The following is a 25,265-nucleotide window of genomic DNA, read 5'->3' as shown; positions in this document are numbered from 1 at the left end:
AAAAGAATCAAATTGTGAATCTTGCATTCGAGGAAACAGCGACAGAACTGTTTATAAAGAATGGACTTACAAATAAAAGACTGCTTCTTTTAAGGCGCAGAATAGCCATAGGTGGAGACTGGAAAGTTTCAACGACATACATCAAGACAGAACCTTTAGCCTTTTATTTAATGAAAGAGCTTAGAGTAAAAACCGCTCGTCGTCCCACGGAAATATGCATGGCGGCCATTGAAAAATTATTTGATTACAAGACTTAGCCCGCCAGCTTTTTGCTCACAGAAGATAACGAACCTCTTAATTGACGCAGAATGAAGTTGTCGAACTCTGCGTTTGTTTCCGCGACGTCAAATTCGGTTACCCACGAAGTGACTTCAGTAATAACGACGGTAACGTGAAATATATTTCCACCGAACGACATCTCTTCAAAGTCGCCGCGCGCATCAAGTACCCAAAAGCAATCCCCTTCAGGAAACTTTTTTTGAAATTCAAAGTTCTTTAAAATATCGGTGTGAACAAATATCTCGGTTAGTCGATAGCTACTTTCAGAATTTTTACAAATGTGTCCGACCACGATATGACCATCGATAAAATCATCGACGGAAACTTTTCCTCTTAACGCCTCATAAAGCTCAAATTCATTTTTAGCTGTAAAAATTTGATCTTTGACCATAACGGTCTTATCGGAAAAAGGACTCTTAGGCTCAAGTCACCTAGACTAAAATATGAAAGCCCCACCATTTCTGGTAAGGGCTTATGTCGGCACATTCTGAATTAAAGAATATTAGACGGGAATAACTTCAATCGTTGGATTGAATTGATCCCTTAAGATTCCTTCAATCGCCATCAAGGTTCCAGAAGTCGCACTTGGACAAGTTCCACACGCTCCTTGATAGAAAACGTAAAGCTTATTGTCTTCATACTTCACAACATCCAAGTCGCCACCGTCGCCTTGAAGGCCCGGGCGCACTGTTTGGTCCAAGATCTCTTCGATCTGCTGAACTTCCGGAGGAAGATTTGCTCTGCGCATTTTCTTTTCATCGAATTGCGTTTGATTTGGATTGTGCGCTGGCATGCGAGTTTGAATCACAGAGCAGACATTTTTTTGAATCTCTTCTGGATCGGCATCGAAGTTGTGAGTGATCGTGATCACGTTTTGGAAAAAGTGAACCTGACGGACTCCTTCAACTTGAAACAATGCTGAAGCCAAAAGACTTTGATCGGCTTCTTTGGCATCAGCATAAGTCGCTTTGCCTTCGTTCAACACAGGACGATCCAACACGAACTTCCACGCGTTGGGATTTGGAGTTGCTTGAATTCTGATTAGGACATCTTGGGTGCTCATAACAACATCTCCCGGGCTTTCACCACGGCCTTTACTAAAGCATCAATATCTTCATGATTATTATACACTGAAAACGAAGCGCGCACAGTTCCTGGAATTCCAAATCTCGCCATCAAAGGCTGAGTACAATGGTGCCCAGCACGCACAGCAACGCCGTCTTGATCAAGAATCTGGCCCACATCTGAATGATGAGCGCCTTTCAAATTAAATGAAATGATCGGACCTTTATTCGCGGCAGTTCCGAATATTCTCAAATCTGGAATCGCTTGAAGTTTTGCTGTCGCTTCTTTCAAGAGTTCCATTTCGTAAGTGTGAATATTCTCAAAACCAATGCGCTCGACAAAATCAATTGCCGCATGAAGGCCCACAGCCCCTTCAACGTGTGGAGTTCCCGCCTCAAAACGGAAAGGCACGTCGTTGTAAGTGGTTTTCTCAACAGTCACTTTCGCGATCATGCTGCCGCCCCCTTGATAAGGAGACATGCCATCTAAGATTTCTCTTTTTCCGTACACAACACCTTGGCCGAAAGGACCAAAAAGTTTGTGAGCTGAGAAAACAAAGAAATCACAATCAATCGCTTTCACATCAACTTTGGTTTGAGAAACGATCTGCGCCCCATCAATCAAAACTTTTGCGCCCACTTCGTGAGCGAGTTTCGTAAGAAGGGTCATATCTGTGTTCGTGCCTAAAACATTCGAGCACGCCGTGAACGCCACCATTTTTGTTTTCTTAGAAAGCTTGGATTTAAAATCTTCAAGATCAAGCTCGCCGTTTTCCAAAATTTTCGCTGCGAGAACTTTCGCACCCATGCGCTCGGCAACCATTTGCCAAGGAACGATATTCCCGTGATGTTCCATTTCGGTGATGAGGATCTCGTCGCCTTCTTTAAGGTGAGTTCCACCCCAAGAGTTTGCCACGAGATTCACACCCTCCGTCGTTCCACGCACGAAGATAATTTCTTCGGTTTGGCGTGCACCTAAGAAGTCTGCCACTTTGTGACGAGCAGACTCAAAAGCTTGGGTCGCAACGTCACCCAAATAATGGGCCCCGCGATGCACATTGGAAGTTTCAAACGAATAGAACTGCGTAATACGATCAATCACCGATTGAGGTTTCAAAGTCGTTGCAGCGCTATCCAAATAGGCGAGCTTCTTGCCATGAACTTTTTGAGTCAAAGCAGGAAACTCGTTTCGAACAGATGCAAATATTTTGTCTATGTTGCTCATATCTTTCTTACCGATTTAGATGAAGGTGGCTGAACGCTTCATCCAATTGGCGAGACAACCATTTCTGAATGTTCTCGTCGGAAATTTTATAAATAACTTCCGAAAGGAATCCGTAGCTCAGCATCGGGATCGCTTTCGATTTAGGAATAGCACGAGACTGAAGATAGAAAAGCTCTTCACGATTCAACTGTCCCACAGTCGATCCGTGCGCCGCTTTCACATCATCAGCAAAAATCTCAAGACTTGGTTTGCTGTCAGCTTCAGCTTTAGAGCTTAACAACAAGTTGTTATTAAGCTGAGCCGAGTTGGCTTTCTGCGCGTCTTTTTGAATCAAAACTTTTCCACAGAATACAGCGCGAGATTCCCCGTCGAGAATTCCCTTATAGAGTTGATTCGTATTGCACTCGCCCACTTGATGATCAATCAATGTCGTATTGTCGACATGTTGTGATCCTTGAACAGCATAAACACCCAAAATCTGAGAATCAGAACCAGCGCCTTTTAAAGACACTTCTAACGTGTGACGAGAAAGGCCTGCACCTGTTGCAAAAGCGAGGCTTTCAAGACTTGCGTTCTTTTCAACAGAAATACGTGTGCGACCGATATTGATCGCGTTTTGTGATTCACCTTGCACACGCACGTAAGAAACTTTGGCACTGTCAGCAATAGACAAATCAAAAACAGAGTTTACGAAATAAGAAACGCCTGTTTTTCCGTAATAACTTTCAAGAAGTTTTACAGAAGAGCGCGCTCCCACTTCCACACGAATGCGCGGATGAACCATCAAAGCAGGTCCACCTTCCACAGAAGTGAAGAAGACGAAATTCACAGGTTTATCCACAGACGTTTCTTTTGCCAAAGAAAGGACGAAAGGTTTTGCTAGATAAGCGCCATTCAAAGCATCGAACGCATCATCAAAATGATTAGGATACTCTGAAAGTTCACGTAATGTGAAACCCGCAGGCAATTCTTGAGACAATGTTTTATTTAAAACACCGTTAAAGAACACCACGTTTGTAAATTCAGGATTCAAATATTTTTTAATCTCAACAATCGTTTCATGACTTGGTTCAACCGGATTGAACGCCGAAGGCATGAAATTCACGTCGTTAAGAACCTTCACGCTCGTGTAGTGCCACTCTTCATCTTTACGAGTTGGAAGGCCTTTGTTCAGAGCATAGTCATAACCCGCCTGGCGGAAGGAAGCTAAAGCTCCTTCTGCCGGGTTTGTTTGACTGAATCTGTCGTAGGTAGAAAGTAAATTCATTGCTTGCTCCGACGATTAGTTAATCAACCAATCGTAACCCTTCTCTTCAAGTTTCAAAGCCAACGAACTGTCGCCCGTTTCGATGATTTTTCCATTCACCAAAACGTGAACGAAGTCAGGCTTGATGTAATCAAGAAGTCTTTGATAGTGAGTGACAAGAACGATGGCATTGTCTTTACGACGAAGTTTATTCACGCCATCAGACACGACGCGAAGAGCGTCGATATCAAGACCTGAATCCGTTTCATCCAGCAAAGCCAAACGCGGAGAAAGAACCGCCATTTGCAAGATTTCGTTTTTCTTTTTCTCACCGCCAGAGAAGCCTGTATTCACAGGACGATCCAAGTATTCTGGCTTCATGCTAACAAGTTTTAATTTTTGCACGAGGAATTCACGGAACTCCCCTTCAGGCATAGGTTCAGAACCCTGGTGCTCAAGGATGGAGTTAAATGCCGTATGCAAGAATGTGAAGTTAGACACACCCGGAACTTCGATAGGATATTGGAACGCTAAGAAGATTCCTTCTTTCGCTCTTTCATCTGGTTCAAGCTCCAACAAGTTCTTCATTTGGAAGTTGATATCGTACTTCACTTCGCCCGCAGTTACTTCGTAAGCAGGATGACCCGCAAGAACTTTAGACAAAGTGGATTTACCAGAACCGTTAGGTCCCATGATGGCATGAACTTCACCGGCGTTGATTTTAAGGTTCAAGCCTTTAAGGATTTCTTTTTCTTCAACACGTGCATGGAGGTTTTTGATCTCTAACATATTATCCTACCGAGTTTTCCAATTTCATTTCGATTAATTTCACAGCTTCCACGGCAAATTCGAGAGGCAATTCTTTAAAGACCTCTTTACAGAATCCATTGACCAGCATTGAAATTGTTTTTTCCATATCAAGACCGCGAGACTGCAAATAGAAGATCTGATCTTCACTGATTCGTGAAGTCGTCGCTTCATGTTCCAATGTCGCCGTTTTATTTTTCACTTCAATATAAGGGAACGTGCTTGCACTGCACTTATCACCGACAAGCATCGAATCGCACTGAGAATAGTTGCGTGCGTTTTCTGCTGAAGGCATGATTTTCACCTGGCCGCGATAAGTATTTGAAGACTTATCTGTCGAGATGCCTTTAGAGATGATCGTGCTCTTTGTGTTTTTACCGATATGGATCATCTTTGTTCCGGTATCGGCTTGCATAAGATCATGAGTCAAAGCCACAGAGTAGAACGCCCCTTCAGAGCCATCCCCTTGCAAGATGCAAGACGGATACTTCCAAGTGATCGCAGATCCTGACTCCACTTGAGTCCAAGAAATCTTCGAACGTTTTCCAGCGGCTTTTCCACGTTTTGTTACGAAGTTATAAATACCACCGCGGCCTTCTTTATCGCCTGTGTACCAGTTCTGCACTGTAGAGTATTTAATTTCCGCATCATCAAGAGCAATCAATTCAACAACCGCTGCGTGAAGTTGGTTTTCATCACGTTGAGGAGCTGTACAGCCCTCAAGGTAATTCACATAACCGCCTTCATCGCAAACCAAAAGCGTTCTTTCAAATTGGCCGGTGTCCTTCGCGTTGATACGGAAATATGTTGAAAGATCAATCGGACAACGAACTCCTTTAGGGATGTAACAGAAAGATCCGTCAGTGAAGACTGCCGCATTCAAAGCGGCATAGTAGTTGTCAGTGTAAGGAACTACTGAACCTAAATATTTTTTAACAAGCTCTGGATGTTTTTGAACGGCTTCAGAAATAGAGCAGAAGATCACTCCCGCTTTTTCTAAAACTTCTGTGTGAGTTGTGCCGACAGAAACAGAGTCAAACACGACGTCAACCGCAATACCAGAAATGCGCTTTTGTTCTGAAAGAGGAATTCCCAATTTCTCAAAAGTTTTGATCAGCTCTGGATCTAAATCGTCCAAAGATTTTGGTTTATCCGCGTCTGATTTTTTCTTTGGTGCGGAATAATAACGTATCGCCTGGAAATCGATTGGCGGATAAGAAACATGCGCCCACGTAGGTTCTGTCATTGTTTCCCAATGATGGAATGCTTTGAGACGATATTCCAACATCCATTCAGGTTCGTTCTTTTTTGAAGAGATCAAACGAATGATGTCTTCGTTCAGACCGACTTGCACGACATCCGTTTCGATGTCCGTCGAAAAACCGTATTTGTATTCGTAGCTATCAAGAGGGTTGTTTGAGGATTTATTATCCATGAGCCTCAGCCTCCGCTGGTTTTTTACCAGTCAATGATTTATCCACTAGAAGATCTTTCAAGCTCAGGCTTTTATAGAATTCCGTGAGACGATTATTAAGTTGAGTAATAGGCGAAACGATGTTGCAAGTTCCTTGGATTTCACAAGGAGCTTCTTTGTGAAGGCACTTCACTAGAGCTGTCGGGCCTTCGATGATTTCCACAAGATCGTGAATGGAAACTTTCGCAAGGTCTTTCGTGATTTGATATCCGCCATTAGCTCCGTATTCGGCGCGCAAAATGCCGCCTTTTTGAGCCATCTGTTGCATCACACGAGCTGTCGCATCAAAAGGCGTATGGAAAGAATCTGAAACTTCTTTGGCAGTTGTCAGTTCTCCAGGAATCTTTTTGCTCATGTATTTTAAAGCCATGAGTGCGTATTCGAGTTTACGGTTGATCTTGTTCATAAAATTCTCTTTTTAGCTACTTCAGTTCCGCGGCCAAGGCCGCTCCACTCTGTGCGCATAGCGCATATCTAAACGAAAGCGAAATGAAAAACAATGAGAAATACGCCTAATTTTAACGTATTTAAGGTTGTGACAGAATACTTCAGGTATGTTTTGAAAAAATTTGCTGATTTCAAGATCTTAGGGTGCTATACGAAGGTCCTATGAGAATCTTTTTCATTACTTTCGCCACTGTCGTTGTTCTAGGAATTCTTATCTTGATGGCCCGTATTTGGGGATTGGGTCAGAACTACCCTTTATATGAACATGCCTTCTTTTCTGGCCCCACTCCTATGATTATTGTCAAAACGGACACTTTGCCAGGCGCTCAAGAGATTTTAAAACTGCGCCCAGATGCCGTGATCTGGCTCGATGTTCGTTTTTCTCGCGAGAAGGTGCCGTTTGTTTTGCCTGCAAGTCGCGATAAAGAATTCCTGGAAATGAAACATCAGGAGCAGGAAAAAAATCCGACGACTCCGATTATGATCGGTTCGAAGCTTTCTGAGTATCCTTGGGAGCAGATCAACGAGTTTTATAAAACAACTCCAGCGCTCAAAGAATTTTATGAACAACTTCCGCAAACACGTTTTGTTTTAAATATCGTGGACAACGTCGCTGACGCGCACACCGCTCTGGTTGATGCGATTAGCAACCTAAAGCCCAATGAGCGAACACTTATTCAAAGTGAAGCGTTGATCATCATGACATCAATCAAAGACCTTAAGCCTGAGTGGGTGTACGGAACAAGCACTCCGGATTTGATGCGTCTTTTGACGTTTGATTCACTTTATGTTTTGCCATCAACACAGTTTAAAGGCGATGTGTTCATCGCTCCATTCACACTTTTGAAACGTCCTGCATTTAACTCTGACATCATCGAAGAAATGCGTCGTCGCAACAAAAGAATTTTCCTCGGTCCTATTCAGAACGAAGCTCAACTTGCTGAGGCGAGTCGCTACAAAGCTGACGGATATATCACAGAGAATTTGCCAGAATTGCTTCGTCTTCTCGGCCAAGGTCCTGCTCAATAGGTTGAACTCGACTGCATTTGGGCATATCTTTTTACTCTAAGGATGGGAATGCGTCCCACGTCGGAGGTCAAGATATGTCCGCTGTTCTTTCTTTGTTTGTAAATGTGGCTCAAGCCGCTCCCTCTGTATCAGTGAATACCAGCTCCATTGATGCGATTTTTCAGGCCAGCCCCATTGTTCAGCTTACGTTGATGATCCTTATTGTCTTGTCTGTTTTCTGCTGGGCAATTGGTTATACGAAATATCAAACATTTAAAAAGATGAATCAGTCCGACGATCTTTTCATGAACAAGTTCTGGAAAGTAAATTCTTTGGACACTCTTTATGAAGACATCGATCAATATCACGATTCTTCCATCGCGCGTGTTTTTAAAGCGGCTTATCTTGAAATGAAAAAGATTTCTGAGTCTCCTCTTCTTGCAAAAACAGATGGAGACAAACCCATCTTGTCAGGTATCGACAACCTTGAGCGTATCTTGAACAAAGCTTCTGAAAATGAAATCGCACGACTGGAATCTCGTTTGACGGTTCTTGCGACAACGGGAAGTACGGGTCCTTTCATTGGTCTCTTCGGAACTGTTTGGGGGATCATGGGCTCTTTCCATAAAATCGGACAAACAGGATCCGCGAGCCTTGCCGTCGTGGCTCCAGGTATTTCAGAGGCTTTGATTGCAACGGCGATCGGTCTTGCGGCAGCGATTCCTGCGGTTGTTCTTTATAACAACTTTATTTCTCGCATCCGCAAACAGGAGATCGCATTGAATAACTTTAATGCCGACTTCCTTAACATCGTGAAGAGAAACTTCTTTCAAGGAAACTAATCGTGGGAATGGGTAATGGAGGCGGTAAATCAAAAAGCCGCGCAACATTAAGTGAAATCAACGTGACTCCCCTGGTGGACGTCATGTTGGTGCTTCTCATTATGTTCATGGTGACAACTCCTTTGATGCAACAAGGGATTGAGGTCGATCTTCCTAAGACATCTTCTTCGGGAGTGGAACTGAACGAAGAGCCTTTTGTTTTGGTGATTGGACCAGATCAAAAAATGACGGTAGCTAAAACTAAAATTGCGATGAATGAACTTCGTCCCAAATTGAAAGCCATCTTTGAGAACAAAAAGAACAAACAAGTTTACATCCAAGCGGATCGCAAAGTGGATTATGGTTTCGTCGCGGAAGCCATGGCAGAAGTGCGTGCCGCCGGGATCTTTAACATCGGGCTTATCACTCTTCCTAAAGACCAGTGAACTATTTAGAGCAAGAAATACCACAGAATGATCAGTTATCACGCGGCATCGGGATCTCTTTTGCGATCCACGCGCTGATTATTTCGTTTTTCACTCTGAAAACGGTGTTCTTTACGCCTGAACAAATTGATTTTTCACAAGCTGTGCGCGTGGATATGGTGGGCTTACCTGATAAGGTCGAGCCAAAAACTTTGCCAGCTCCTACGAAAGAAGAAGCGAAGGCAGCATTGCCGGATAAAGAAGTCGCTAAAGAAAAGCCTGTGGAAAAACCACCTGAAAAAGTTGTTGAGAAAAAAACGCCGCCAAAAACAGAGCCTATCAAAGTGCCTGAAAAAAAAGAGGATGGCGTTAATTTAGAAAAAGTTAAAAATCAGCAGAAGAGTGCTTTGGAAAAATTAAAAGCCATGGCCGCCCTTGAAAAGATCAAAGAAGATGTGGCTCAAGAAAAAGCGAAAGCTCCGCCAGCTCATGGTAAAGCTGATAATGGGACACAAAAGATCAAAGGCAATGTGTTGTCACCTGGGACATCACTAACGGGACTCACGAAGCTTCAGCACGATACATACGCGTCGGATCTTGATAGTCATATTAAACAGAATTGGTCTTTGCCAGAGTGGCTTGCAAAAAGAGACTTTAAGGCCCAGGCTCGCGTATTTATTGATTCGCGTGGAAATATTTTGGGTAGAAAAATTGTTAAATCTAGCGGAAATGCCAGTTACGATGAAGAAGTATTAGCAACTATTGATCGATCTGCTCCTTTCCCTGCTCCACCAGAGAAATTTTTAGCGATCGTGTCCGTAGACGGAATCCTGATCGGATTCCCAGAATAATTTTAGGAGGCCCTCATGATGAAGCAGCTCTTAGCTTTGCTCCTGGCTGTAAGTATTTTTCCTGTATTCTCTCAGGCGCAAGAAAACGGTATCTATATTAAACTCGGCGAAGCTCGCACGAAAAAAAGTTTGATGGCCATGCCTGCGTTTCAATATTTTGGGGCTCCATCAAGTGCGTCGAAATATCAATCTGTCGGTGTTGAACTCTTTAACACTATTTCAAACGACCTTTCTGTTTCTTCATATTTTCAGTTCATCAATCAAAGTGCTTATCTTGAAGACACAAGCAAAACAGGTTTGATGCCAGCTCCTGGTCAACCGAATGGATTTAAATTCCAAAGTTGGTCGGCAATTGGTGCTGATTTCTTGATCCGTGCGGGATTTTCTATTGTGGGTAATGAAGTGACTCTTGAAACTTACACTTACCACGTTCCGCGCGCGAATTTGGTTCTTGGCAAAAAGTATAAAGGTCCCGTGAGCAGCGCCCGTCGTATTGCACACACTTTTGCAAATGACGTTTTAAAAGCTCTGACTGGCAAAGAAGGTCCTTTCCTTTCTCGCGTGGTCGCTTCGAGTGACCGTGCGGGGTCGCAGATTAAAGAAATCTATGTGATGGATTGGGATAGCGCGAATATGGAGCAAGTTTCCAATCACCGCAGTATTTCCATTTCTCCAGCGTGGTCTCCGGATGGAAAGAAAATCGCTTACACTTCTTACGTAAAACGTGTGGGTGCAAAGTTTAGAAATGCGGATATGCTTCTTTTGGATTTGGCTTCTGGAAAGCGCTCCTTGGTTTCTTACCGTCAAGGTATCAACTCAGGCGCGAGTTTTTCTCCGGATGGAAGAAATATTTATCTGACGATTTCTCAAGGAAGCAGTCCTGATATTTATAAAATGACTTTGGACGGAAACCTTGTTGGGAAAATCACGAATGGACCTGCAGGTGCCTTGAACGTAGAGCCCGCAATGTCTGAAGATGGAAAGCTTGCGTTTTCTTCCGATCGCGCAGGTCGTCCGATGATTTACACAGCCAATGCGGATGGATCAAACGTGAAACGCATCACTTTTGCGGGTGTGTTTAACTCTTCTCCGGCGTGGTCTCCGGATGGAAAGAAAATTGCGTTCTCGGGTCAAAGTGACAACAACTTTGATATCTTTGTGATGAATGCCGATGGCACAGGAATGATTCGTCTGACTTCTGCGAAAAAACCAAACGGTAAAATGGCAAGCAACGAAGACCCTTCGTTTTCGCCGGATGGTCGCTTTGTGATGTACACAAGCAATCGCACTGGAAAAAATCAAATCTATATTTCTACGGTGGATGGTACAGAAGAGCGTCGTGTAACAAACGACAACTACAACTACTACAAACCTAAATGGTCTACGAACATTGACTAATCTTCCCTTTGAGGAACAACTCAGAAAAGAACGTGGCGAGATTTGGTCTCGCCTTGCTCTTTCTGCAAAAACCGATTCCGAGGCTCCGGATAAAATCTGTTCAGAGTGGAGCCTCGTCGCCGACGATCTTCTTAAAAAAGCTTTTGATTATTGTTTTTCCCAAGAAAAAGTAGCCTTGTTTACGCTTGGAAAATTGGGATCGCACGAACTGAATTTAAGTTCGGATGTGGATCTTTTATTAGTTGCTGAAAATGAAGAGGCTATTTCCCTTTCACATCTTCGCAAGTTCCAAAAAATCTTGAGTGAAAGAAACTTTCAAGGGTTCGTTTTCCGTGTGGACTTTGATTTGCGTCCCGGCGGAAAACAAGGACCTTTGATTCCAACTATTGATCAGTTTAAAGATTATTACGGAAACTATGGCGAAACGTGGGAGCGTTTGGCGTTCGTTCGCCTTCGCCCTGTTTGCGGTGATCTTCATGTGCAGACTGAGGTCATGGCCTTTGCAAAAAAGTTTTCCTTCCGTAAGCATCTCGATTTTACTTTGCTTGAAGATTTAAAAACTTTGCGCTCAAAGATTCAAGGTCACTACTGGGCTAGAACACAAGATGACGTTATCGATTTAAAATTGGGAGTCGGTGGCATTCGTGACGTGGAGCTTTTCGCGCATGCCTTGCAAGTGATTCACGGTGGGCGCGATACAAGTTTACAAGTCCGTGGTACGACGGAAGCTTTAAGCCTTATTGAACAGAAACAACTTCTCCCCACGGAGGAAGCGCGCTTTCTTTGTTCTCATTATTGGAATTTGCGGAAGTTAGAAAATTACGTCCAAGCCTTGCACGACGAACAAACTCATCTGCTTAAAATGAAAGAATCTCATCCTGATTTTGTTACGACAGCATTAAAGACTCTTGCGAACGAAATGAAACGCTGTGATCAAATCGTTAAAACTTTGCTGGGAGAAGCTCCTCAAGAAATTTCCTTGAAGGAGGAACTCGCCAAAGTAGGATTGCCTGAATCAGATCTTGAAGAGTTGTGGCAAGAAATCTTGGGCCAAGAAGTTTTATCTCGCAATAAAGGTCGCGATGAATTGGCAAGAAAAGCCTTCCTTGCCTCCTTCTTAGAGACTTTGCAGGAACAAAAAGGGGATATTCGTCGCGGGCTTTTACTTTTAAAAGATTTCATTCACGGTACGCGTGCAAAGGCGAGTTTCTTTTCAATGCTCTTGCGGGAAAAAGAATTACTGCAGGAACTTGCGTGGCTCTTCGGTCATTCTCCTTATTTATCGCGCATTCTCTGCAATCGTCCGGAGCTTCTGGATAGTTTTGTGTACCGTGCGCAAGACAAGCCGTCAGAAGATTTAGGGACTCTTTTAGAAGAGCTTGCAGAGAAAAGACTTCTTTCGGAAGTGATTAACGGAAGTAAGTTTTTAGAAGACAAAGATCTTCCGACGCTTTTACAAAACTTGAGTTCTACGGCCGATACGATTGTTGAAAATCTTCTCGCGGCTTTAAAAAAAGAGTATCCATCGCAGATCCAAGTACTCGCTTTAGGAAAATGGGGCGGACAGGAATTGGGTTTTAGATCGGATCTAGATTTTATTTTCGTTGTGCCGGATGAACCGACAGAAAATGATTTTAAAGTCGCGAAACGTTTTATCACCCGCCTCACCGAACCTCATCGCGGCGGAAATATTTATTCTATTGATATGCGCTTGCGACCTTCGGGAAAGGCGGGACCGCTCGTCATTCCCAAAGCGGATTTGAACGCGTATCTTTCTAATGAAGCTTCAGCTTGGGAACGACAAGCTTACTTAAAAGCTCGATGGATTGGTGACGCCAACGAAATTCCTTTCACGCATTTCATGAACCGAGGTTTAACAACGGAGGAACTGCAGGAACTGGATCGCATTCGTCAGCAACTTCTTCCAGCCTCATCTTCCATTCCGAATTTGAAGTTCAGCGAAGGTGGTCTTGTGGACGTGGAGCTGGCCGCGCAGACTTATCTTTTAAGTCATAAAATCAATCCGCCCTCGTCTCATACGATGGATTTTCTCTCTCAAATGGGAGCAAAATCCCTTGCTCTTCAACATAACTATGGAAGATTGCGTCAAATAGAGCAGATGCTTCAACTTGTTGCGTCAGAATCACTCGTAGAACTGCAGCCAAATCATGAGTCCTTTCAGCCTCTTGCCTTGGCGCTCCAAATTCCTCCGGCAAATCTGCAGAATGAGGTTTCGGAGCTTCTCGCAGGTAACATTGCAATTTTGAAGGAACTTGACCCTCGTCGGCAGCCTCACTAATAGTGAAAGGGTTGGACAAAAGTCAGGGAGACAAAATGTCGAAGAATATCGATATTAAAAAGGTATTTTGGATTTACCTTTTTGCATTTTTATTGGCGGCTTTCAGCTTCCGCGCAGATGCTAAGACAGAAACCAAAGCAGGAAAAAAAGATAAAGCGACTAAAGCTGGCGAGAAAGGAAAAGAGATGTTCGCGATTTTTGAAACATCCAAAGGCAATTTTAAAGTTAAACTTTTGAGCGACAAGGCTCCAAAGACAGTTGAGAACTTCGTAGGTTTGGCTGAAGGCACGAAAGAGTGGACCGATCCTAAAACTGGCAGCAAAGTTAAAAAGCCATTTTATGATGGTTTGACTTTTCACCGCGTGATCAAAGATTTCATGATTCAAGGTGGTTGCCCACTTGGAACAGGCACTGGCGGTCCAGGCTATCGTTTCGAAGATGAATTCACTCCTGGTCAACAAAAGCACGATAAACCAGGCATCCTTTCAATGGCGAATGCAGGTCCTAACACGAACGGCTCGCAATTCTTCGTAACAACTGTTCCAACTCCTTGGTTGGATGGCCGTCACACTGTGTTCGGTGAAGTTGTTGAGGGTATGGACGTTGTTCACTCTATCGAAAACTCTAAGACAGGTCCGATGGATCGTCCTGTTGAGCCGGTAGTAATCAAACACATCCAAATCGTTAAGTAGTTTTGAAATTCAAATTTGAATAAGAAAAGCCCGGTGGAGACATCGGGCTTTTTTTATTTCACCGATCCCCAATTTATTGGATCAAATATTTTTCTGTTCTAAAAGTTTCAGAAGGGTGTTCCGTCTAGTTTCGCAAAACACGACTTTTGTTCGCCATAAGATCCTCTATGCTTGAGATATGACAAACATTCGAAAACTTCTGATCGTTCTAAGTTTGATTCCGTCTTTTTCTTTCGCACAAAAAACAGTCCCTACAAAAGCCGTAAAGAAAAATAGATCCATCTCTAGCGAAGCTCTCGTGATTCCCTGTGAGGAACAAGTGCTCAACACCTTGGGAACTTTAGAGCCTCCTATGGAGTGGATGGAGCTTTCTTTCGGTCCCGTGAAAACTGAAGGCGTGCGAGTTTTTAAATCGTTAACACCGACAGCCGACACGCAGCTTGGGCTTGCGATATCTAAAGATAAAGCCCTGGTGCAAAGGCGCGATCGTTTGAGTTTAAATGAATACACTTTTGATGTTGCGAAAAAGTGCGTGGGAACAATCAGCACAACTCAATTCAAAAAAGCGCAACCTCCGATGAAAGCGCAATTCACTGATTTTGATCTAAAGAAAATCGTGGATTGACCTGACCCCAATGTTTATACCACCTACATTGCGACTAGTCGTTGCTCAATCTTTATCGGTGTAGGTGAAAAAGTTTCTGGAGCTGGTGGTCTATATCCAAGTGAGCTATGTGGTCTTTTCGTATTGTAGTGAACCCGCCATTTCTCAATCATTACTTGTGCTTCCTTTAACGAATAAAATATTTCTCTCTTCAAAAGTTCATCGCGAAGTTTACCGTTGAACGACTCGACATAGCCATTTTCCCATGGGCTTCCTGGCTGAATAAACAAAGGCTTTAGCTCCAGTTGTTCGAACCAAAGACGAAGTTTTGCTGCGATAAACTCTGGGCCATTATCTGAACGGACATGCGTAGGAACTCCGCGAGTTAAGAAAAGATCGCCAAGGACTTCGATGACGTCTTCACTTGTGAGTTTTCTTGCTACCTTGATCACTAAGTTCTCTCTTGTGAACTCGTCTATGACGTTGAACATTTTGATTGTTCTTCCGTCATGAGTTTTATCCATGACAAAGTCATAAGACCAAACGTGGTTTGCGCGTTCAGGTCGTAAGCGGATACATGAGCCTTCTCTATCCCACAGCCTTGCACGCTTCTGTTGCTTCTTTGGAACCTTGAGTCCGTGAAGCTTCCAGATGCGTGCCACTCGCTTTGCATTTACATTCCATCCTTGATTGCGCAGAAGAGCCGTAATGCGACGATAACCATATCTTCCATAAAGATTGGCGAGTTCAATAATATCTCGAGTAAGACGATCTTCCTCGGGAGAAAATTGAACTGTGTATCTTTGCGTCGCTCGATTCTGACCTAAGATTTTGCAAGCCCGACGCTCTGATATGCCAAACTTTTCAATCGCGTGTTCGACAGCCTCTCTTCTTCGCGACGGGCTTAGAAGTTTCCCTTGTTGATCTCCTTTAATACGGAGTTATCAAGCGCAAGGTCAGCAACTATTTTTTTGAGTCGCATATTTTCGGTTTCAAGATCCTTCAAACGGCGAGCTTGGTCGGTTTTGAGCCCACCGTACTCTTTGCGCCATCTAAAATAGGTTTGCAGTGTTACACCTGACTTTTTAACGGCTTCTTCTTGAGTTGCGCCTTTACCTTGCTCAATTTCAATATTTCTTAGAATTTGCACGACCTGTTCTGGTGTGTACTTCTTCTTTGCCATAGACAATTCCTTATTTATACCACCACAATATACCTTACAGGGTGGGCTAAGTTAAGGGGTGCAGGTCATTAAAGCACTCGCCTTGGCAGCGATATGCGCTGGTTTGACTAGGCTATAGGAGGCGTTATATCTACAAATAATTTATTAATTTACGGGATCTACTTTAATATGTTCCTTCTACTTATAAAAGTAGTCCTTTTTGTAGTTGCAGAGTTTGTGATACGCCCTAAAGTACTTAACAAGATCAGTTTTTTAAAAAGGATCAGTATCACCTTCGTTCCAATGAAAGATGAGGAGTATTTTTTCAGGGAAGAAGTAAAGAAACTAAAAATGTTTAGAGCGTTGTGGCGTACAATTTTTATTCTGTTATTGCTAAGAATCCTAATCGGACTATTTTTAAATCAATTGGACTATTAAGACATCAGAAAATAAAAAACAATCATTCTAGATTAATATGACTATCGTACTTACAACAATAAGCATCGCTTTACTAACTGTTTCAATATTTGTCTCCAAATGGGTAGCCGAAAGCTACCCATCAGATGAAATATTCAACGAATATAGTATTAAAGCGCGTTTTTTTGTCAGGATTTTTCCATTCCAAAATAGATGGCGATCTTACGTTGATTCCCGTTATGAAAAAAGAATGCAGGAATACTCGCGGCGATTACTTAGATCTTATTACTTATTAACTTTCCTAGTTATACTTTTTGTTATTAGACACACCTTGTTTTGAAGTCTACTTTCCGCAGAATTGTTTGGCTTTGATCCAATACGCTGGCGAGCAGTAATCGTCTTGCCATTCGTTTTTAATGTTTGTGGTGTACGCATAAAACCAAACGAGTTTGTCGGTTTGTGCGTTGAATTTTATTTGGTGAGGCATTTCATTGGGTGTTTTTCCGTTGATGGAGTAGCACCAACCGTAGGCTCTCAGTTCTGTGTCCGAGACAACTTCGATAGAATCCATTCCCGTCGGTGTATTGATGATGGAATTAAATCCCTCGGCGGCTCCGATATAGGGAACTTTGTTTTGATCAAAAATTTCTACGCTGATGTCACCGACGGATTTCGTGAGGTCAGCAACCGCTTCGCCTTGGGCAACAGGTTTTTCGTCGCAAGGACCATAGACCTTCCAAGAAACCGCGTTCGCATTTAATGACAAGGCAGAGATCAAAATAAGAGCTGTCTTTTTCATAGGCCCCGTCTTATCCAGGGACCTATGCAAAGTACAGAATAATTTAAAAAGCTTACGAATTTTGTTTACGAACTTCGGCCATATCGACTTCTTTGGCCTTTTCTACAACCTGTTCGAAAACCTCTTCAGGCAAAGCTCCTGGCTGCATAAAGATGATGTCGCCTTCTTTGATCACCGCGATTGTTGGAATGGATTTGATTTCAAAATTCGCAGCAACCTCTGGCTGAGCATCCGTATCCAATTTTGCAAAAACAACGCCTGGATGCTTCAGCGCCGTTTGCTCAAAGATCGGAGCAAAACGACGACATGGTCCGCACCACGTAGCCCAGAAATCAATGATCACAAGCTGATTTTTTTCGATGGTCTCTTGGATGTTTTCTTTTGTGAGTTCTAACACAGCCATGTTTCCTCCCGGTTGGGCGTAGGTCTATGAATCAAGGAGCCTCCCTAAAAGCTTTGATGTTCTTTATTAAATAAGCAACGATTTAATACAAATAATCCTCAGGAGGCTTTTATGAAAAAGTTGATCGTTTCTATTTTGCTTTTAACGGGTTTTCAAGCATATGCCGGTGACGCAGGTTGCGGTCTAGGCAGCGTTATCATTCAGAAAAATTCCAAAGGTTTGCAGCTTTTGGCGATGACGACGAACTCAGTTCTTTTGACTCAACCTCTAGGTATCACATCAGGAACTTCGGGCTGCTCTTCTAGCGGTCTTGTGATGAACGATAAAGAAGTTCAATACTTCGTTGAAGTAAATCAAGAAGAGCTTTCTCGTGAGATGGCGCAAGGTCATGGTGAGAAGCTTGCGACATTGGCACAAATGAAAGGTTGCCGTAACGACGTATCCCAAAAAGCGTTCGGTTCTTTCGCGCAAAATTCTTATGCAAAAATTCTTCCTACAGCAAATACGTCTGCTGTTGAGATGGTACAAAATCTAAATAAAGAGTTGGCAGCTCAGAGCGATCTTGCTCAAATGTGCCATGGTTCTTAATTTAGTTTTTATTTTCTTGTTAGCCCCACTTTTTGCGTGGGGCTTAACCTCCCAAAATATTCTTCGTTATCAGAAGCAAGCTCAAGAAAAAGCCCTGTGGCAAGATCCGCAGTGGATAAAGCTTGGTCACTATCGCAAGAATCTTTTCGGAGGTTATAAGTCTCCCCTTCTTGGAAATTTCTTTGTTTCAGAAAACGGATCTGAAGATCCTAAAGCCGAACTGTTTGCAACTATTGAACTTCTTTTTAACAAAGACACTGCTCAGAAATCTCAATGTCGTTATCTGGCCAGAACAAGTTGGCTCAAAAATGTTCTAGCGGTTGATTCCAGTGACTTGGTTTCTTGTAGTGAAAGAGATCAGTGGAAGACACAGCTTGGTGCCCAAGAAATTTATATTATTTTTGCAGCTAGCGACCTAAGCAGCGCCGGTTCAAGTTTCGGTCATACATTTTTACGCGTGCACAATCCCAAGAACACCCGTGAACTTGAGCTTCTCGATTACGGAATTAACTATGCGGCGGTCACGGGGAAAGATACCGGCGCTCTTTACGCCCTCAAAGGTCTTTTTGGTTTTTATCCTGGCGCTTATTCTATGCTTCCCTATTATCAAAAAATCCGTGAGTACACGAACCTTGAAGGGCGCAACCTTTGGGAGTATCGATTGGATCTTTCTCCTGAACAAGTTACGTTCTTAATTGATCATCTTTTGGAACTTGATGGCAGCTTTGCACCTTATTATTTTGCAGATGATAATTGTTCACAGCAGATATTGGAATTGATCGAAGTTGCAAAACCCGAACTCAATGCTTCTGCATCATTCTATGACGTGACAATTCCCATAGACACTGTCAAAGAACTGAAGAAGCACAATATGCTTGTCGGCGAAAAACTTCGTCTGTCATTACAGGCGGAATGGCAAACTCGATTCACGTCTCTGAACTATTCACAGAAAAAAGCTCTCAAAGAAATTGTTTATGCAAAGACTCAAACCGATTTGCAAAAACTTTCAACTAAAGAACAAGCCGAGGCCTTAGAAGCCATCTTAAGTTATTTAGCCATCAAAGAGTATCGAGAGGAAAAGGATTTAAAGGAAGAAAAGTATCCTCTGTCAGTCGCAAGAGCAAAGCTGGGCCCACAAACGGAGCCTTTGCAGATTCCAAATCCACCTTCACCTCTTTTTGGCGCGAACTCTTATGCATTTTACCTTGGGTACGGCAAAGCAGATGAAAACGAATTTTACCGCTTCAAGTATCGCAGAACTTTCCATGACCTTCTTTCGGATGACAGCGGACTTTCGACGTTTTCACATTTGGAAGTTTTAAGTGCTGACTTTCGCTACTTCTCAGAAAAACAAAACTTGGATCTTTATCAGGCGGTTTTAGTAAAAATTCTTTCGACTTCACCAATCACGGAACTAGACACCCCTTTAACGTGGACCGTAGACATCGGAACAGAGCCGAGACTTTCTCCGTATGTAAATTTAGGAGCAGGATACAGCTTTGATTTTCCATTATTTAAAGCCACTCGTTTTAGTTTTATGGCAGTAACAGAGAACTATGATCTTGCCGACACAGCTCAACCTCATTTTGGAGTCGAAGGGCTTCTCATGTCGAAAACTTCTTTTGTGCGCTCTTTGATATATACGAAGTATCTGCACAACACCTCTCAAGGGAGGGGTTTTTCAGAGTACGGAATTGGTCTTTCCACCGATGTTCGTAAGAGCGAACTGCGCCTTGAATCCAAAGTCCGAGACAACATTCCTGAATGGATGATCTCCGTCGTCTTTTAGACAGCCTAGTGACCTGTTACGGCTCTGTCTCACTCTGAGACGTGCCAATTATTCATAAAACTGAGCTGAGGGGCCCAAAGCTTGCTTCTATTCATAGTGATACAAACGTATCTAAGGAGTAAGCCATGAAATGGTTCCAAAAGATCTTAACTGCGATTGCCACAATTAATATGGTGATTTCCCCAGTTTTGGCAGCTCCTGAATGGAGTGAAAAAGACAAAGCACAGCTTGCTGCTTATCGCGATTATTTGGAACCACTCGGCTATCGTTTGGAGCTAGATAAAAACTCTAAAAAGGCCCTCGTCTACGATAAGAAAACAAATAAACTGGCGATGGAAGTTCCATTTGCTGAAGAAACGCAACTGCGCAAATTCTCTCCAAAATCTTTAAATAAAATGATGATGGATGAGATGGTTCGAGTGAAAGCCGCGAATAAATCGGCTTGGTCTCACTCTGTTAGAAATCTTCCGACGGAATCTGCCATTTTCTTCGTGGCAATGGGCGCTGTGGTTGCGGGCCAACTTATTACAAACTATTCGCAAAACCCAATTGCAATGCAACAACACATTGATCACTCTCTTTCACCGATTGGTGTTTTTGGTTTCTTTACGTTTATGTATTCCCAAGGTGTGACTTCCAACGTTCTTGCGATGTACATGAAAAATCCAAAGTTCCACCATATGATTCCATATCTTGGAATGACTGTGGGGGCTTTCCTGCAAACTTATCTTTCGCAAGTGGCTTCAGATCCAAATGTGATGGCTTGTGCGAAAGTGATGATGGGAAAACAAGTCACAGCTAAAGATCAAGAAGCTGGTATCGATGCAGATCCTTGCTCAAAAGCTTATGAATATCTTGTGATTCAGAAGAAAGTTTGGGAGTTCGCTCCTGGTATCGTTTCTATGTTGATCTCTTCAGGTTTGGCCGGTGTGGTCCAATCCGTGATCACAAAATCAGTTCTTCGCATCACAGGTGTTGATATCGCTCTTTGGTTGGTTCCAGGTACAATGTACCTAAAAGGCATTCGCCTTCTTCTTGTAAAAGGCGTGCAAATCGCGTTCTTCGTGGCTATCGATGCATGGCTCAATCGCAAAGTCACATACGCCTGGAAGAACATGTTTGATGGAGCCGAGTTCTATGACATCAATGATCGGCTGAATGAAAAAATGAATCTTATGAAGAAATCTCAGTGGAGCGGATCAGATAAAGACCTTCAGGCTGAGATCAAAGACTTTAGAAAGAAAATGCTCGATTGGCGTATGATGAATATGTCTGAAGTTTATGAAGCTCACCAAAACTGGTCTGAGGCTCTTCATCAAATGACTTCGATGTTTAACACAAGCTACGCGTTCTATAACACTTTCGTGAACGAAGTGCGCAACTCTCGCTTTAATGAATCTCAAGTAAAACCGCTTGAAATCATTTATCCAATGAATGGTGTTAAGGCAAAAGACTTGGCTGAAGGCAAAGAGGATCTTTACTTCACAAATCCATTGTTTATCGAAAACATGCAACTTGATACAGTGGCCGATGCCGTTGTTAAAGCAGATGACCTTCTTAAAGGTGAAGACGCTAAATACCTTTATCCGCCAGAAAAAACAAAGATTGCTTCGTTCCTTGGTAAACTTCGCACAGGCGAGCGTGTACAAATCGGCCAAGGCTTAAGTGAGCTTTACCGCGAAATCACATACTCTGCGCAAAATCTTTCTGTATCGATGAATTACAGAAAGATCTTAAGAGAAATTTACAGTTCCATGGGCGCTCCAATCCCAATGATGGAGCCAGGTCGTGGATTCTTGGCAGCTTACGAAAAAGCTCCGTCCTCTGCAGATACAATCAAGAGTTCGAATTACTACCGTCAAGTCGGTGTGTTCTTTACTCCGAAAATCACGGACTACCTTCTTATGCAGATGATGTGCGGCCCTGACGTGGAAAAAGGCGAAAAAGTTGTGAAGAACTCTGCGGGCTTCCCGTCTGTGTTCTTGCCTCCACAAATCAAAGCAGCAGGTGATTATTTTAATAACTGTGAACACTTCGGAATGGCGCAATTGCCAGCTGAGAACATTTACAAATTCCCGTTCAGAACAGCTTCGAAAAAGACTTATAACGGTGCGATCAGCTACTTGATTAACGAAGCTCGTCCCTCCGTAGTTGGCGGCCAAGGTGAATCAGCATTCCCGCAATGGTGGACAGAAAAAACAGAAAGCCAAATGCAAAAAGCATTTGAAGAGTATGGTAAGAGCTACGATGAAATCGTCGTTAAACTTGTCAAGGCAGTGTATTACCCAGGTCGCAGCTTCTTTAACGGAAGACCGATCGTCAATACGCCTTGGAAAACTTTGAAATTGTACTTCAATCGTGAAGCACAAAAACGCTACTACGAAGGTGGACCGATCTTTAACGGCGGTATGAACTCGGCTTTCCAGGAAGAGCGTGTTTACCTTTCTCTTTTGAATGAACTTTTGACTCCTTCAAAAGAGTTCAAAGTTGATATTGCACACATTTTAGAAACAGCACCAGCTCACGCTGCTCTTAAAGAAGTCGACAATCAGTTTGCGGTTCTTAATGGACTTATCAAACACATTAAAGTCGGTACAGCTGAAGGCCGCGAAGTGATTCAATCTGATCTTGAAAACTACCAGCTTGAAGAACAGCTTACAAACATTCAAGGTGCACTGACAAAAGTGTCTACGTTGTTGGGAGTTGGCGATGCACAAGAAGGTGCTGTTGTGAAATTGAATAAACAACAAAGAGATCTTGCTGTGACAGCTCTTGAAAATCTTCAAGCGCTTGCTTCAGAAGTGATGATGTACGGAAGCATGGCAAACGCTGTGAGCTGGGAAAAGATTCGCAATGTGAAACGTCTCAATATGGAACAGCAGAAGTTTAATAACGAAATCCAAGCAAAACTAGCTGCTATGAGAGGCATGTCAATGCCTGGAAAATACTAATCTTGGTACGGGATTTGATACTTAAGATATTTGAAACTTTTAAATAAAACTAGGCACTTCCGGGATTGGAGAGTCCCAAAAATTGGAGTGCCTCGTACAAAAAATTAACAGGTAATAAGGGAGAGAGTATGAAAAAGCAATTGATGATCGGAATGGCAGCATTGACTATGGCAATGGCCTTCTCACCGGCACACGCGGCACCCGTAGGTGGCGTGAAGTCAGCTCGTGAGGCTTTGGTTGAATATTCAAAACAAATCAAAGAGTCTGCCTTCGGTAAAGGAATGACTTCAAAAGGTTTGAGCGCACAACAAGTAAAAATCGCTCAAGACAAAATCATCAATGAGCTTCAGCTTTCTTCCGGTAAAAACAATGCCCTTTCAATGGCCTTGAAAGCCGATGCAACGAAATCAACTCAACGCCTTGATAGCTTGGCAACAATCGTTGCAGCTAAAAAGATGGCGACAGAAATTTCTAAGAGTGACGCAGCTGAAGGTCAATCTATCAGCAATGCAGCGACTGCAACTGCGAAGTTGATCGCAAACTCTTCTTTGACAGGTGCTCGCACATCTTCAAAAGAATTGAACACGACTGAAATGGCTGAAGTCACAGCGGCTTTGAACAAACTAGAATCTTTGCCAGAAACAATTTTGACAAGCTTCTCTAAAGCAGAGCGCGACTCTTACACACAAATCATCGAGCGCCACGATGCCATTCTTGAGTCTGGCAAAAAAGGTTCTTCTGAAGAAGCTTTCGTAGACGCGATCATGGAAGTTAAAAAAGTAGACCGTACAAAAGCTCTTGAGATCGTTAAGAAACTCAAAGAGTGCGTATAATCTCTCCGTAAAATACTTTCTTATTGCCAAAACGCCGAGGCCCACAAAGTCTCGGCTTTTTTATTGGGGAAAAAGGTACCTGGTACCTTTCTAGATATCGACTTTTTTATCGTCGGTGACGATGAAGATCTCGATACGACGGTTCATTGCTCGATGGTCGTCGTTGTCATTCGGAACAATTGGTTTTTGATCTCCGTAAGAAATTGCGACAAAGCGTTTTGGATCTAAATTGTGATATTTCACGAAATAGCGGACAACAGCCGTTGCTCTTCCTCCGGCGAGTTCCCAGTTGCTTGGGAAAAGCTGTCCTACGATAGGAACATCATCAGTGTGACCCTCAATAATAATTCTTTTTTTATTCGTCTTAAGGACGTCGGCAACTTTATCCAAAGACGTCAACGCTGACATTTTTAATTTTGCTGAACCTTCCGGAAAAAAAGTAGAAGCAGCGAGTGCAATCCGAACTCCGACGGAGTCATGATAGATATCCTGGATCGCCTGCTTTTTCTGGTCTCCGTCCATCGACTTATCCAGAGACCTTTCCACAAAATCTTCCACTTCTTGCGGCCCACCTTTGCGGGGATAATTTCCGACGGGCATCACAAGTTCTGCAATTGCATCATCAATAGCGTTGCCATTCGAGTTCGAACCATTGCCTACTAAGTGCAGATTTAATTTGATGGAGTCTTCAAATTCTTTTTGTTTTTCTTCATTGGCGTTGGACGTCGCGTACATCACCACAAAAAACGCAAAAAGCAACGTAATGAAATCGGCATAGGAAACCAGCCATCTTTCATGATTTTCGTGCTCTTCATGTTTTTTATGTTTTCTTGCCATAAAGCTAGAACCTACTTTTGCTCTTCGTTTAAGAAGGCAAAAAGTTTTTGCTCAAGAACGACGGGATTCATTCCACTGGCAATAAGAAGTCCTCCCTCAAGCACCATCTGCTTTTCTCGGGAAATGGACTGCACTTTTCTTTTTAGTTTATTGCCTAACGGTAAAAACAAAAGGTTGGCGGAACTCACACCATACACGGTAGCAACAAAGGCGACGGCAATCCCTGCCCCGAGCTTACTTGTATCCGTTAAATTCCCCATCACATGAATCAGACCAAGAACCGCACCGATGATTCCGATGGTGGGAGCAAAACCGCCAGCGTCGGTCCAAATTTTCGCTCCTGCCAGCATTTCTTCTTCTTCAGTTTCAATGCGTGTCTCAAAAATGTCGCGAATGGTTTCTGCCTCGACCCCATCGACAATATTTCTGAGAACTCCTTTAAAGAGGGGATCGTCGATACGATTGATACGTGCTTCCAATGAAAGAAGAGATTCTTTTTTAGCAATGCGCGCGCAATCCACGATCTCTTGGATGCGTTTTTTGGCGTCACTTTCTTCTTTTTGAAATGCTTTTTTGGCGAGATGAAGACCCGTCTTAAGATCTTTTTCTGAACTTGAAACCATCACGGCTCCAATTGTTCCCGCAAGAACGATAATGAATGCCGTCAGTTGCATGAGCGAACTCATGTGCCCGCCTTCGAGAAGGTTTCCGAGCAAAATCCCACCGAAGCCTACGAGCAGGCCTAACCATGTTGCTTTATCCATGTTTAGAATATTGCCACAGTGAACCATACAAGACACTTGGACCTCATGAAGACCTAGACTTTTTGCGAGCGAAAAACTAGGG

At 43.1% G+C, this 25,265-nt stretch carries 25 protein-coding genes; 13 read left to right on the top strand and 12 right to left on the bottom strand.

The genetic code is table 11. From position 1 onward, the window contains the following. Window positions 1-14 precede the first annotated feature (14 nt). Window positions 15-257: a hypothetical protein gene (locus AAAA78_RS00845; RefSeq protein WP_340589841.1), complete on the top strand. Its 243-nt coding sequence runs from the start codon at window positions 15-17 to the stop codon at window positions 255-257. Here the strand turns inward: AAAA78_RS00845 and AAAA78_RS00840 are convergent. The 7 genes from AAAA78_RS00840 to AAAA78_RS00810 all read right to left on the bottom strand — a co-directional run bounded on the left by AAAA78_RS00840 (window position 254) and on the right by AAAA78_RS00810 (window position 6,501). Continuing rightward, on the bottom strand, window positions 254-670 hold the full coding sequence (locus AAAA78_RS00840) for a hypothetical protein (protein ID WP_340589840.1): 417 nt from the start codon (window positions 668-670) through the stop codon (window positions 254-256). The two genes, AAAA78_RS00845 and AAAA78_RS00840, sit on opposite strands and share 4 nt — an antisense overlap. A gap of 111 nt (window positions 671-781) precedes the next feature. Beyond that, window positions 782-1,342 carry a NifU family protein gene (locus AAAA78_RS00835; protein ID WP_295905407.1) on the bottom strand — a complete coding sequence of 187 codons (561 nt, stop codon included), beginning with the start codon at window positions 1,340-1,342 and terminating at the stop codon, window positions 782-784. Next, a complete protein-coding gene (locus AAAA78_RS00830; RefSeq protein WP_340589838.1) occupies window positions 1,339-2,568 on the bottom strand; it encodes an aminotransferase class V-fold PLP-dependent enzyme in 1,230 nt (409 codons plus the stop codon). The genes AAAA78_RS00835 and AAAA78_RS00830 overlap by 4 nt, the downstream gene beginning before the upstream one ends. Before the next feature lie 7 nt (window positions 2,569-2,575). Then, window positions 2,576-3,835, bottom strand: a complete 1,260-nt coding sequence (sufD, locus tag AAAA78_RS00825; RefSeq protein ID WP_340589836.1) for a Fe-S cluster assembly protein SufD — start codon at window positions 3,833-3,835, stop codon at window positions 2,576-2,578. Window positions 3,836-3,850: 15 nt separating this feature from the next. Next, complete coding sequence (gene sufC, locus AAAA78_RS00820) at window positions 3,851-4,603, bottom strand: Fe-S cluster assembly ATPase SufC (RefSeq protein WP_340589834.1); 753 nt, start codon at window positions 4,601-4,603, stop codon at window positions 3,851-3,853. Window position 4,604: 1 nt separating this feature from the next. After that, window positions 4,605-6,056 (bottom strand): Fe-S cluster assembly protein SufB, encoded by a 1,452-nt coding sequence (sufB, locus tag AAAA78_RS00815; RefSeq protein ID WP_340589832.1) that lies wholly within the window; start codon window positions 6,054-6,056, stop codon window positions 4,605-4,607. Further along, complete coding sequence (locus AAAA78_RS00810) at window positions 6,049-6,501, bottom strand: RrF2 family transcriptional regulator (protein ID WP_340589830.1); 453 nt, start codon at window positions 6,499-6,501, stop codon at window positions 6,049-6,051. The genes sufB and AAAA78_RS00810 overlap by 8 nt, the downstream gene beginning before the upstream one ends. A 203-nt stretch (window positions 6,502-6,704) precedes the next feature. On the opposite strand from AAAA78_RS00810, the gene AAAA78_RS00805 reads away from it, so the two are divergent. The 8 genes from AAAA78_RS00805 to AAAA78_RS00770 all read left to right on the top strand — a co-directional run bounded on the left by AAAA78_RS00805 (window position 6,705) and on the right by AAAA78_RS00770 (window position 14,661). Beyond that, window positions 6,705-7,571 (top strand): hypothetical protein, encoded by an 867-nt coding sequence (locus tag AAAA78_RS00805; RefSeq protein WP_340589828.1) that lies wholly within the window; start codon window positions 6,705-6,707, stop codon window positions 7,569-7,571. Between the two features lie 74 nt (window positions 7,572-7,645). Continuing rightward, window positions 7,646-8,392 (top strand): protein TolQ, encoded by a 747-nt coding sequence (tolQ, locus tag AAAA78_RS00800; RefSeq protein WP_340589826.1) that lies wholly within the window; start codon window positions 7,646-7,648, stop codon window positions 8,390-8,392. A gap of 8 nt (window positions 8,393-8,400) precedes the next feature. After that, window positions 8,401-8,817 carry an ExbD/TolR family protein gene (locus tag AAAA78_RS00795; RefSeq protein ID WP_295902482.1) on the top strand — a complete coding sequence of 139 codons (417 nt, stop codon included), beginning with the start codon at window positions 8,401-8,403 and terminating at the stop codon, window positions 8,815-8,817. Continuing rightward, entirely contained in the window at window positions 8,814-9,647 is an 834-nt protein-coding gene (locus tag AAAA78_RS00790) for a cell envelope integrity protein TolA (protein ID WP_340589825.1), read from the top strand. The genes AAAA78_RS00795 and AAAA78_RS00790 overlap by 4 nt, the downstream gene beginning before the upstream one ends. A 15-nt stretch (window positions 9,648-9,662) precedes the next feature. Beyond that, complete coding sequence (locus AAAA78_RS00785) at window positions 9,663-11,045, top strand: translocation protein TolB (protein WP_340589823.1); 1,383 nt, start codon at window positions 9,663-9,665, stop codon at window positions 11,043-11,045. Then, complete coding sequence (locus AAAA78_RS00780; RefSeq protein ID WP_340589821.1) at window positions 11,038-13,344, top strand: glutamine-synthetase adenylyltransferase; 2,307 nt, start codon at window positions 11,038-11,040, stop codon at window positions 13,342-13,344. The genes AAAA78_RS00785 and AAAA78_RS00780 overlap by 8 nt, the downstream gene beginning before the upstream one ends. 185 nt (window positions 13,345-13,529) lie before the next feature. Next, window positions 13,530-14,036 carry a peptidylprolyl isomerase gene (locus AAAA78_RS00775; RefSeq protein ID WP_413944836.1) on the top strand — a complete coding sequence of 169 codons (507 nt, stop codon included), beginning with the start codon at window positions 13,530-13,532 and terminating at the stop codon, window positions 14,034-14,036. A 178-nt stretch (window positions 14,037-14,214) separates the two neighbouring features. Continuing rightward, on the top strand, window positions 14,215-14,661 hold the full coding sequence (locus AAAA78_RS00770; protein ID WP_340589818.1) for a hypothetical protein: 447 nt from the start codon (window positions 14,215-14,217) through the stop codon (window positions 14,659-14,661). A 23-nt stretch (window positions 14,662-14,684) separates the two neighbouring features. On the opposite strand, the gene AAAA78_RS00765 is transcribed toward AAAA78_RS00770, so the two are convergent. The 3 genes from AAAA78_RS00765 to trxA form a co-directional block, all read right to left on the bottom strand. Next, window positions 14,685-15,823 (bottom strand): IS3 family transposase gene (locus AAAA78_RS00765; RefSeq protein WP_340589816.1). Its coding sequence is split into 2 segments (ribosomal slippage): window positions 14,685-15,565 and window positions 15,565-15,823, totalling 1,140 coding nucleotides; the frame shifts between segments, so codons are not numbered across the junction. A gap of 739 nt (window positions 15,824-16,562) precedes the next feature. After that, entirely contained in the window at window positions 16,563-17,018 is a 456-nt protein-coding gene (locus AAAA78_RS00760; protein ID WP_340589814.1) for a DUF4430 domain-containing protein, read from the bottom strand. Between the two features lie 52 nt (window positions 17,019-17,070). Then, on the bottom strand, window positions 17,071-17,421 hold the full coding sequence (gene trxA / locus AAAA78_RS00755) for a thioredoxin (protein WP_340589812.1): 351 nt from the start codon (window positions 17,419-17,421) through the stop codon (window positions 17,071-17,073). 111 nt (window positions 17,422-17,532) lie between these two features. Between trxA and AAAA78_RS00750 the strand changes: the two genes are divergently transcribed. The 4 genes from AAAA78_RS00750 (at window position 17,533) to AAAA78_RS00735 (ending at window position 23,582) form a co-directional block, all read left to right on the top strand. Next, window positions 17,533-18,009, top strand: coding sequence for a DUF3015 family protein (locus AAAA78_RS00750; RefSeq protein WP_340589811.1), 477 nt, complete (start codon window positions 17,533-17,535; stop codon window positions 18,007-18,009). Next, window positions 17,999-19,798 carry an Lnb N-terminal periplasmic domain-containing protein gene (locus AAAA78_RS00745; RefSeq protein ID WP_340589809.1) on the top strand — a complete coding sequence of 600 codons (1,800 nt, stop codon included), beginning with the start codon at window positions 17,999-18,001 and terminating at the stop codon, window positions 19,796-19,798. The genes AAAA78_RS00750 and AAAA78_RS00745 overlap by 11 nt, the downstream gene beginning before the upstream one ends. Before the next feature lie 125 nt (window positions 19,799-19,923). Next, entirely contained in the window at window positions 19,924-22,749 is a 2,826-nt protein-coding gene (locus tag AAAA78_RS00740) for a hypothetical protein (protein ID WP_340589808.1), read from the top strand. A 128-nt stretch (window positions 22,750-22,877) separates the two neighbouring features. Next, window positions 22,878-23,582, top strand: coding sequence for a hypothetical protein (locus AAAA78_RS00735; protein ID WP_340589807.1), 705 nt, complete (start codon window positions 22,878-22,880; stop codon window positions 23,580-23,582). A 90-nt stretch (window positions 23,583-23,672) separates the two neighbouring features. Here the strand turns inward: AAAA78_RS00735 and AAAA78_RS00730 are convergent, their stop codons facing one another. Both AAAA78_RS00730 and AAAA78_RS00725 read right to left on the bottom strand, forming a co-directional pair. Then, entirely contained in the window at window positions 23,673-24,419 is a 747-nt protein-coding gene (locus AAAA78_RS00730) for a flagellar motor protein MotB (protein ID WP_340589805.1), read from the bottom strand. Window positions 24,420-24,430: 11 nt separating this feature from the next. Next, window positions 24,431-25,183 carry a flagellar motor protein gene (locus AAAA78_RS00725; RefSeq protein ID WP_340589804.1) on the bottom strand — a complete coding sequence of 251 codons (753 nt, stop codon included), beginning with the start codon at window positions 25,181-25,183 and terminating at the stop codon, window positions 24,431-24,433. Window positions 25,184-25,265: the final 82 nt, after the last annotated feature.

This window comes from Bdellovibrio sp. BCCA, assembly GCF_037996825.1.
Lineage (GTDB): Bacteria > Bdellovibrionota > Bdellovibrionia > Bdellovibrionales > Bdellovibrionaceae > Bdellovibrio.
The sequence above is the reverse complement of the archived record's forward strand: the minus strand, read 5'-3'. Positions and strand labels throughout refer to the sequence as shown.

Excerpts from the sequence above, each read along its gene's own strand:
- tolQ (WP_340589826.1), top strand. The coding sequence starts at position 7,646 with ATGTCCGCTGTTCTTTCTTTGTTTGTAAATGTGGCTCAAGCCGCTCCC.
- AAAA78_RS00750 (WP_340589811.1), top strand. The coding sequence starts at position 17,533 with ATGAAAAAGTTGATCGTTTCTATTTTGCTTTTAACGGGTTTTCAAGCA.
- sufB (WP_340589832.1), bottom strand. The coding sequence starts at position 6,056 with ATGGATAATAAATCCTCAAACAACCCTCTTGATAGCTACGAATACAAA.
- AAAA78_RS00725 (WP_340589804.1), bottom strand. The coding sequence starts at position 25,183 with ATGGATAAAGCAACATGGTTAGGCCTGCTCGTAGGCTTCGGTGGGATT.
- AAAA78_RS00735 (WP_340589807.1), top strand. The coding sequence starts at position 22,878 with ATGAAAAAGCAATTGATGATCGGAATGGCAGCATTGACTATGGCAATG.
- AAAA78_RS00745 (WP_340589809.1), top strand. The coding sequence starts at position 17,999 with ATGGTTCTTAATTTAGTTTTTATTTTCTTGTTAGCCCCACTTTTTGCG.
- AAAA78_RS00770 (WP_340589818.1), top strand. The coding sequence starts at position 14,215 with ATGACAAACATTCGAAAACTTCTGATCGTTCTAAGTTTGATTCCGTCT.
- trxA (WP_340589812.1), bottom strand. The coding sequence starts at position 17,421 with ATGGCTGTGTTAGAACTCACAAAAGAAAACATCCAAGAGACCATCGAA.
- AAAA78_RS00805 (WP_340589828.1), top strand. The coding sequence starts at position 6,705 with ATGAGAATCTTTTTCATTACTTTCGCCACTGTCGTTGTTCTAGGAATT.
- AAAA78_RS00810 (WP_340589830.1), bottom strand. The coding sequence starts at position 6,501 with ATGAACAAGATCAACCGTAAACTCGAATACGCACTCATGGCTTTAAAA.
- AAAA78_RS00835 (WP_295905407.1), bottom strand. The coding sequence starts at position 1,342 with ATGAGCACCCAAGATGTCCTAATCAGAATTCAAGCAACTCCAAATCCC.
- AAAA78_RS00740 (WP_340589808.1), top strand. The coding sequence starts at position 19,924 with ATGAAATGGTTCCAAAAGATCTTAACTGCGATTGCCACAATTAATATG.
- sufC (WP_340589834.1), bottom strand. The coding sequence starts at position 4,603 with ATGTTAGAGATCAAAAACCTCCATGCACGTGTTGAAGAAAAAGAAATC.
- AAAA78_RS00795 (WP_295902482.1), top strand. The coding sequence starts at position 8,401 with ATGGGTAATGGAGGCGGTAAATCAAAAAGCCGCGCAACATTAAGTGAA.
- AAAA78_RS00785 (WP_340589823.1), top strand. The coding sequence starts at position 9,663 with ATGATGAAGCAGCTCTTAGCTTTGCTCCTGGCTGTAAGTATTTTTCCT.
- AAAA78_RS00830 (WP_340589838.1), bottom strand. The coding sequence starts at position 2,568 with ATGAGCAACATAGACAAAATATTTGCATCTGTTCGAAACGAGTTTCCT.
- sufD (WP_340589836.1), bottom strand. The coding sequence starts at position 3,835 with ATGAATTTACTTTCTACCTACGACAGATTCAGTCAAACAAACCCGGCA.
- AAAA78_RS00760 (WP_340589814.1), bottom strand. The coding sequence starts at position 17,018 with ATGAAAAAGACAGCTCTTATTTTGATCTCTGCCTTGTCATTAAATGCG.
- AAAA78_RS00840 (WP_340589840.1), bottom strand. The coding sequence starts at position 670 with ATGGTCAAAGATCAAATTTTTACAGCTAAAAATGAATTTGAGCTTTAT.
- AAAA78_RS00730 (WP_340589805.1), bottom strand. The coding sequence starts at position 24,419 with ATGGCAAGAAAACATAAAAAACATGAAGAGCACGAAAATCATGAAAGA.
- AAAA78_RS00775 (WP_413944836.1), top strand. The coding sequence starts at position 13,530 with ATGTTCGCGATTTTTGAAACATCCAAAGGCAATTTTAAAGTTAAACTT.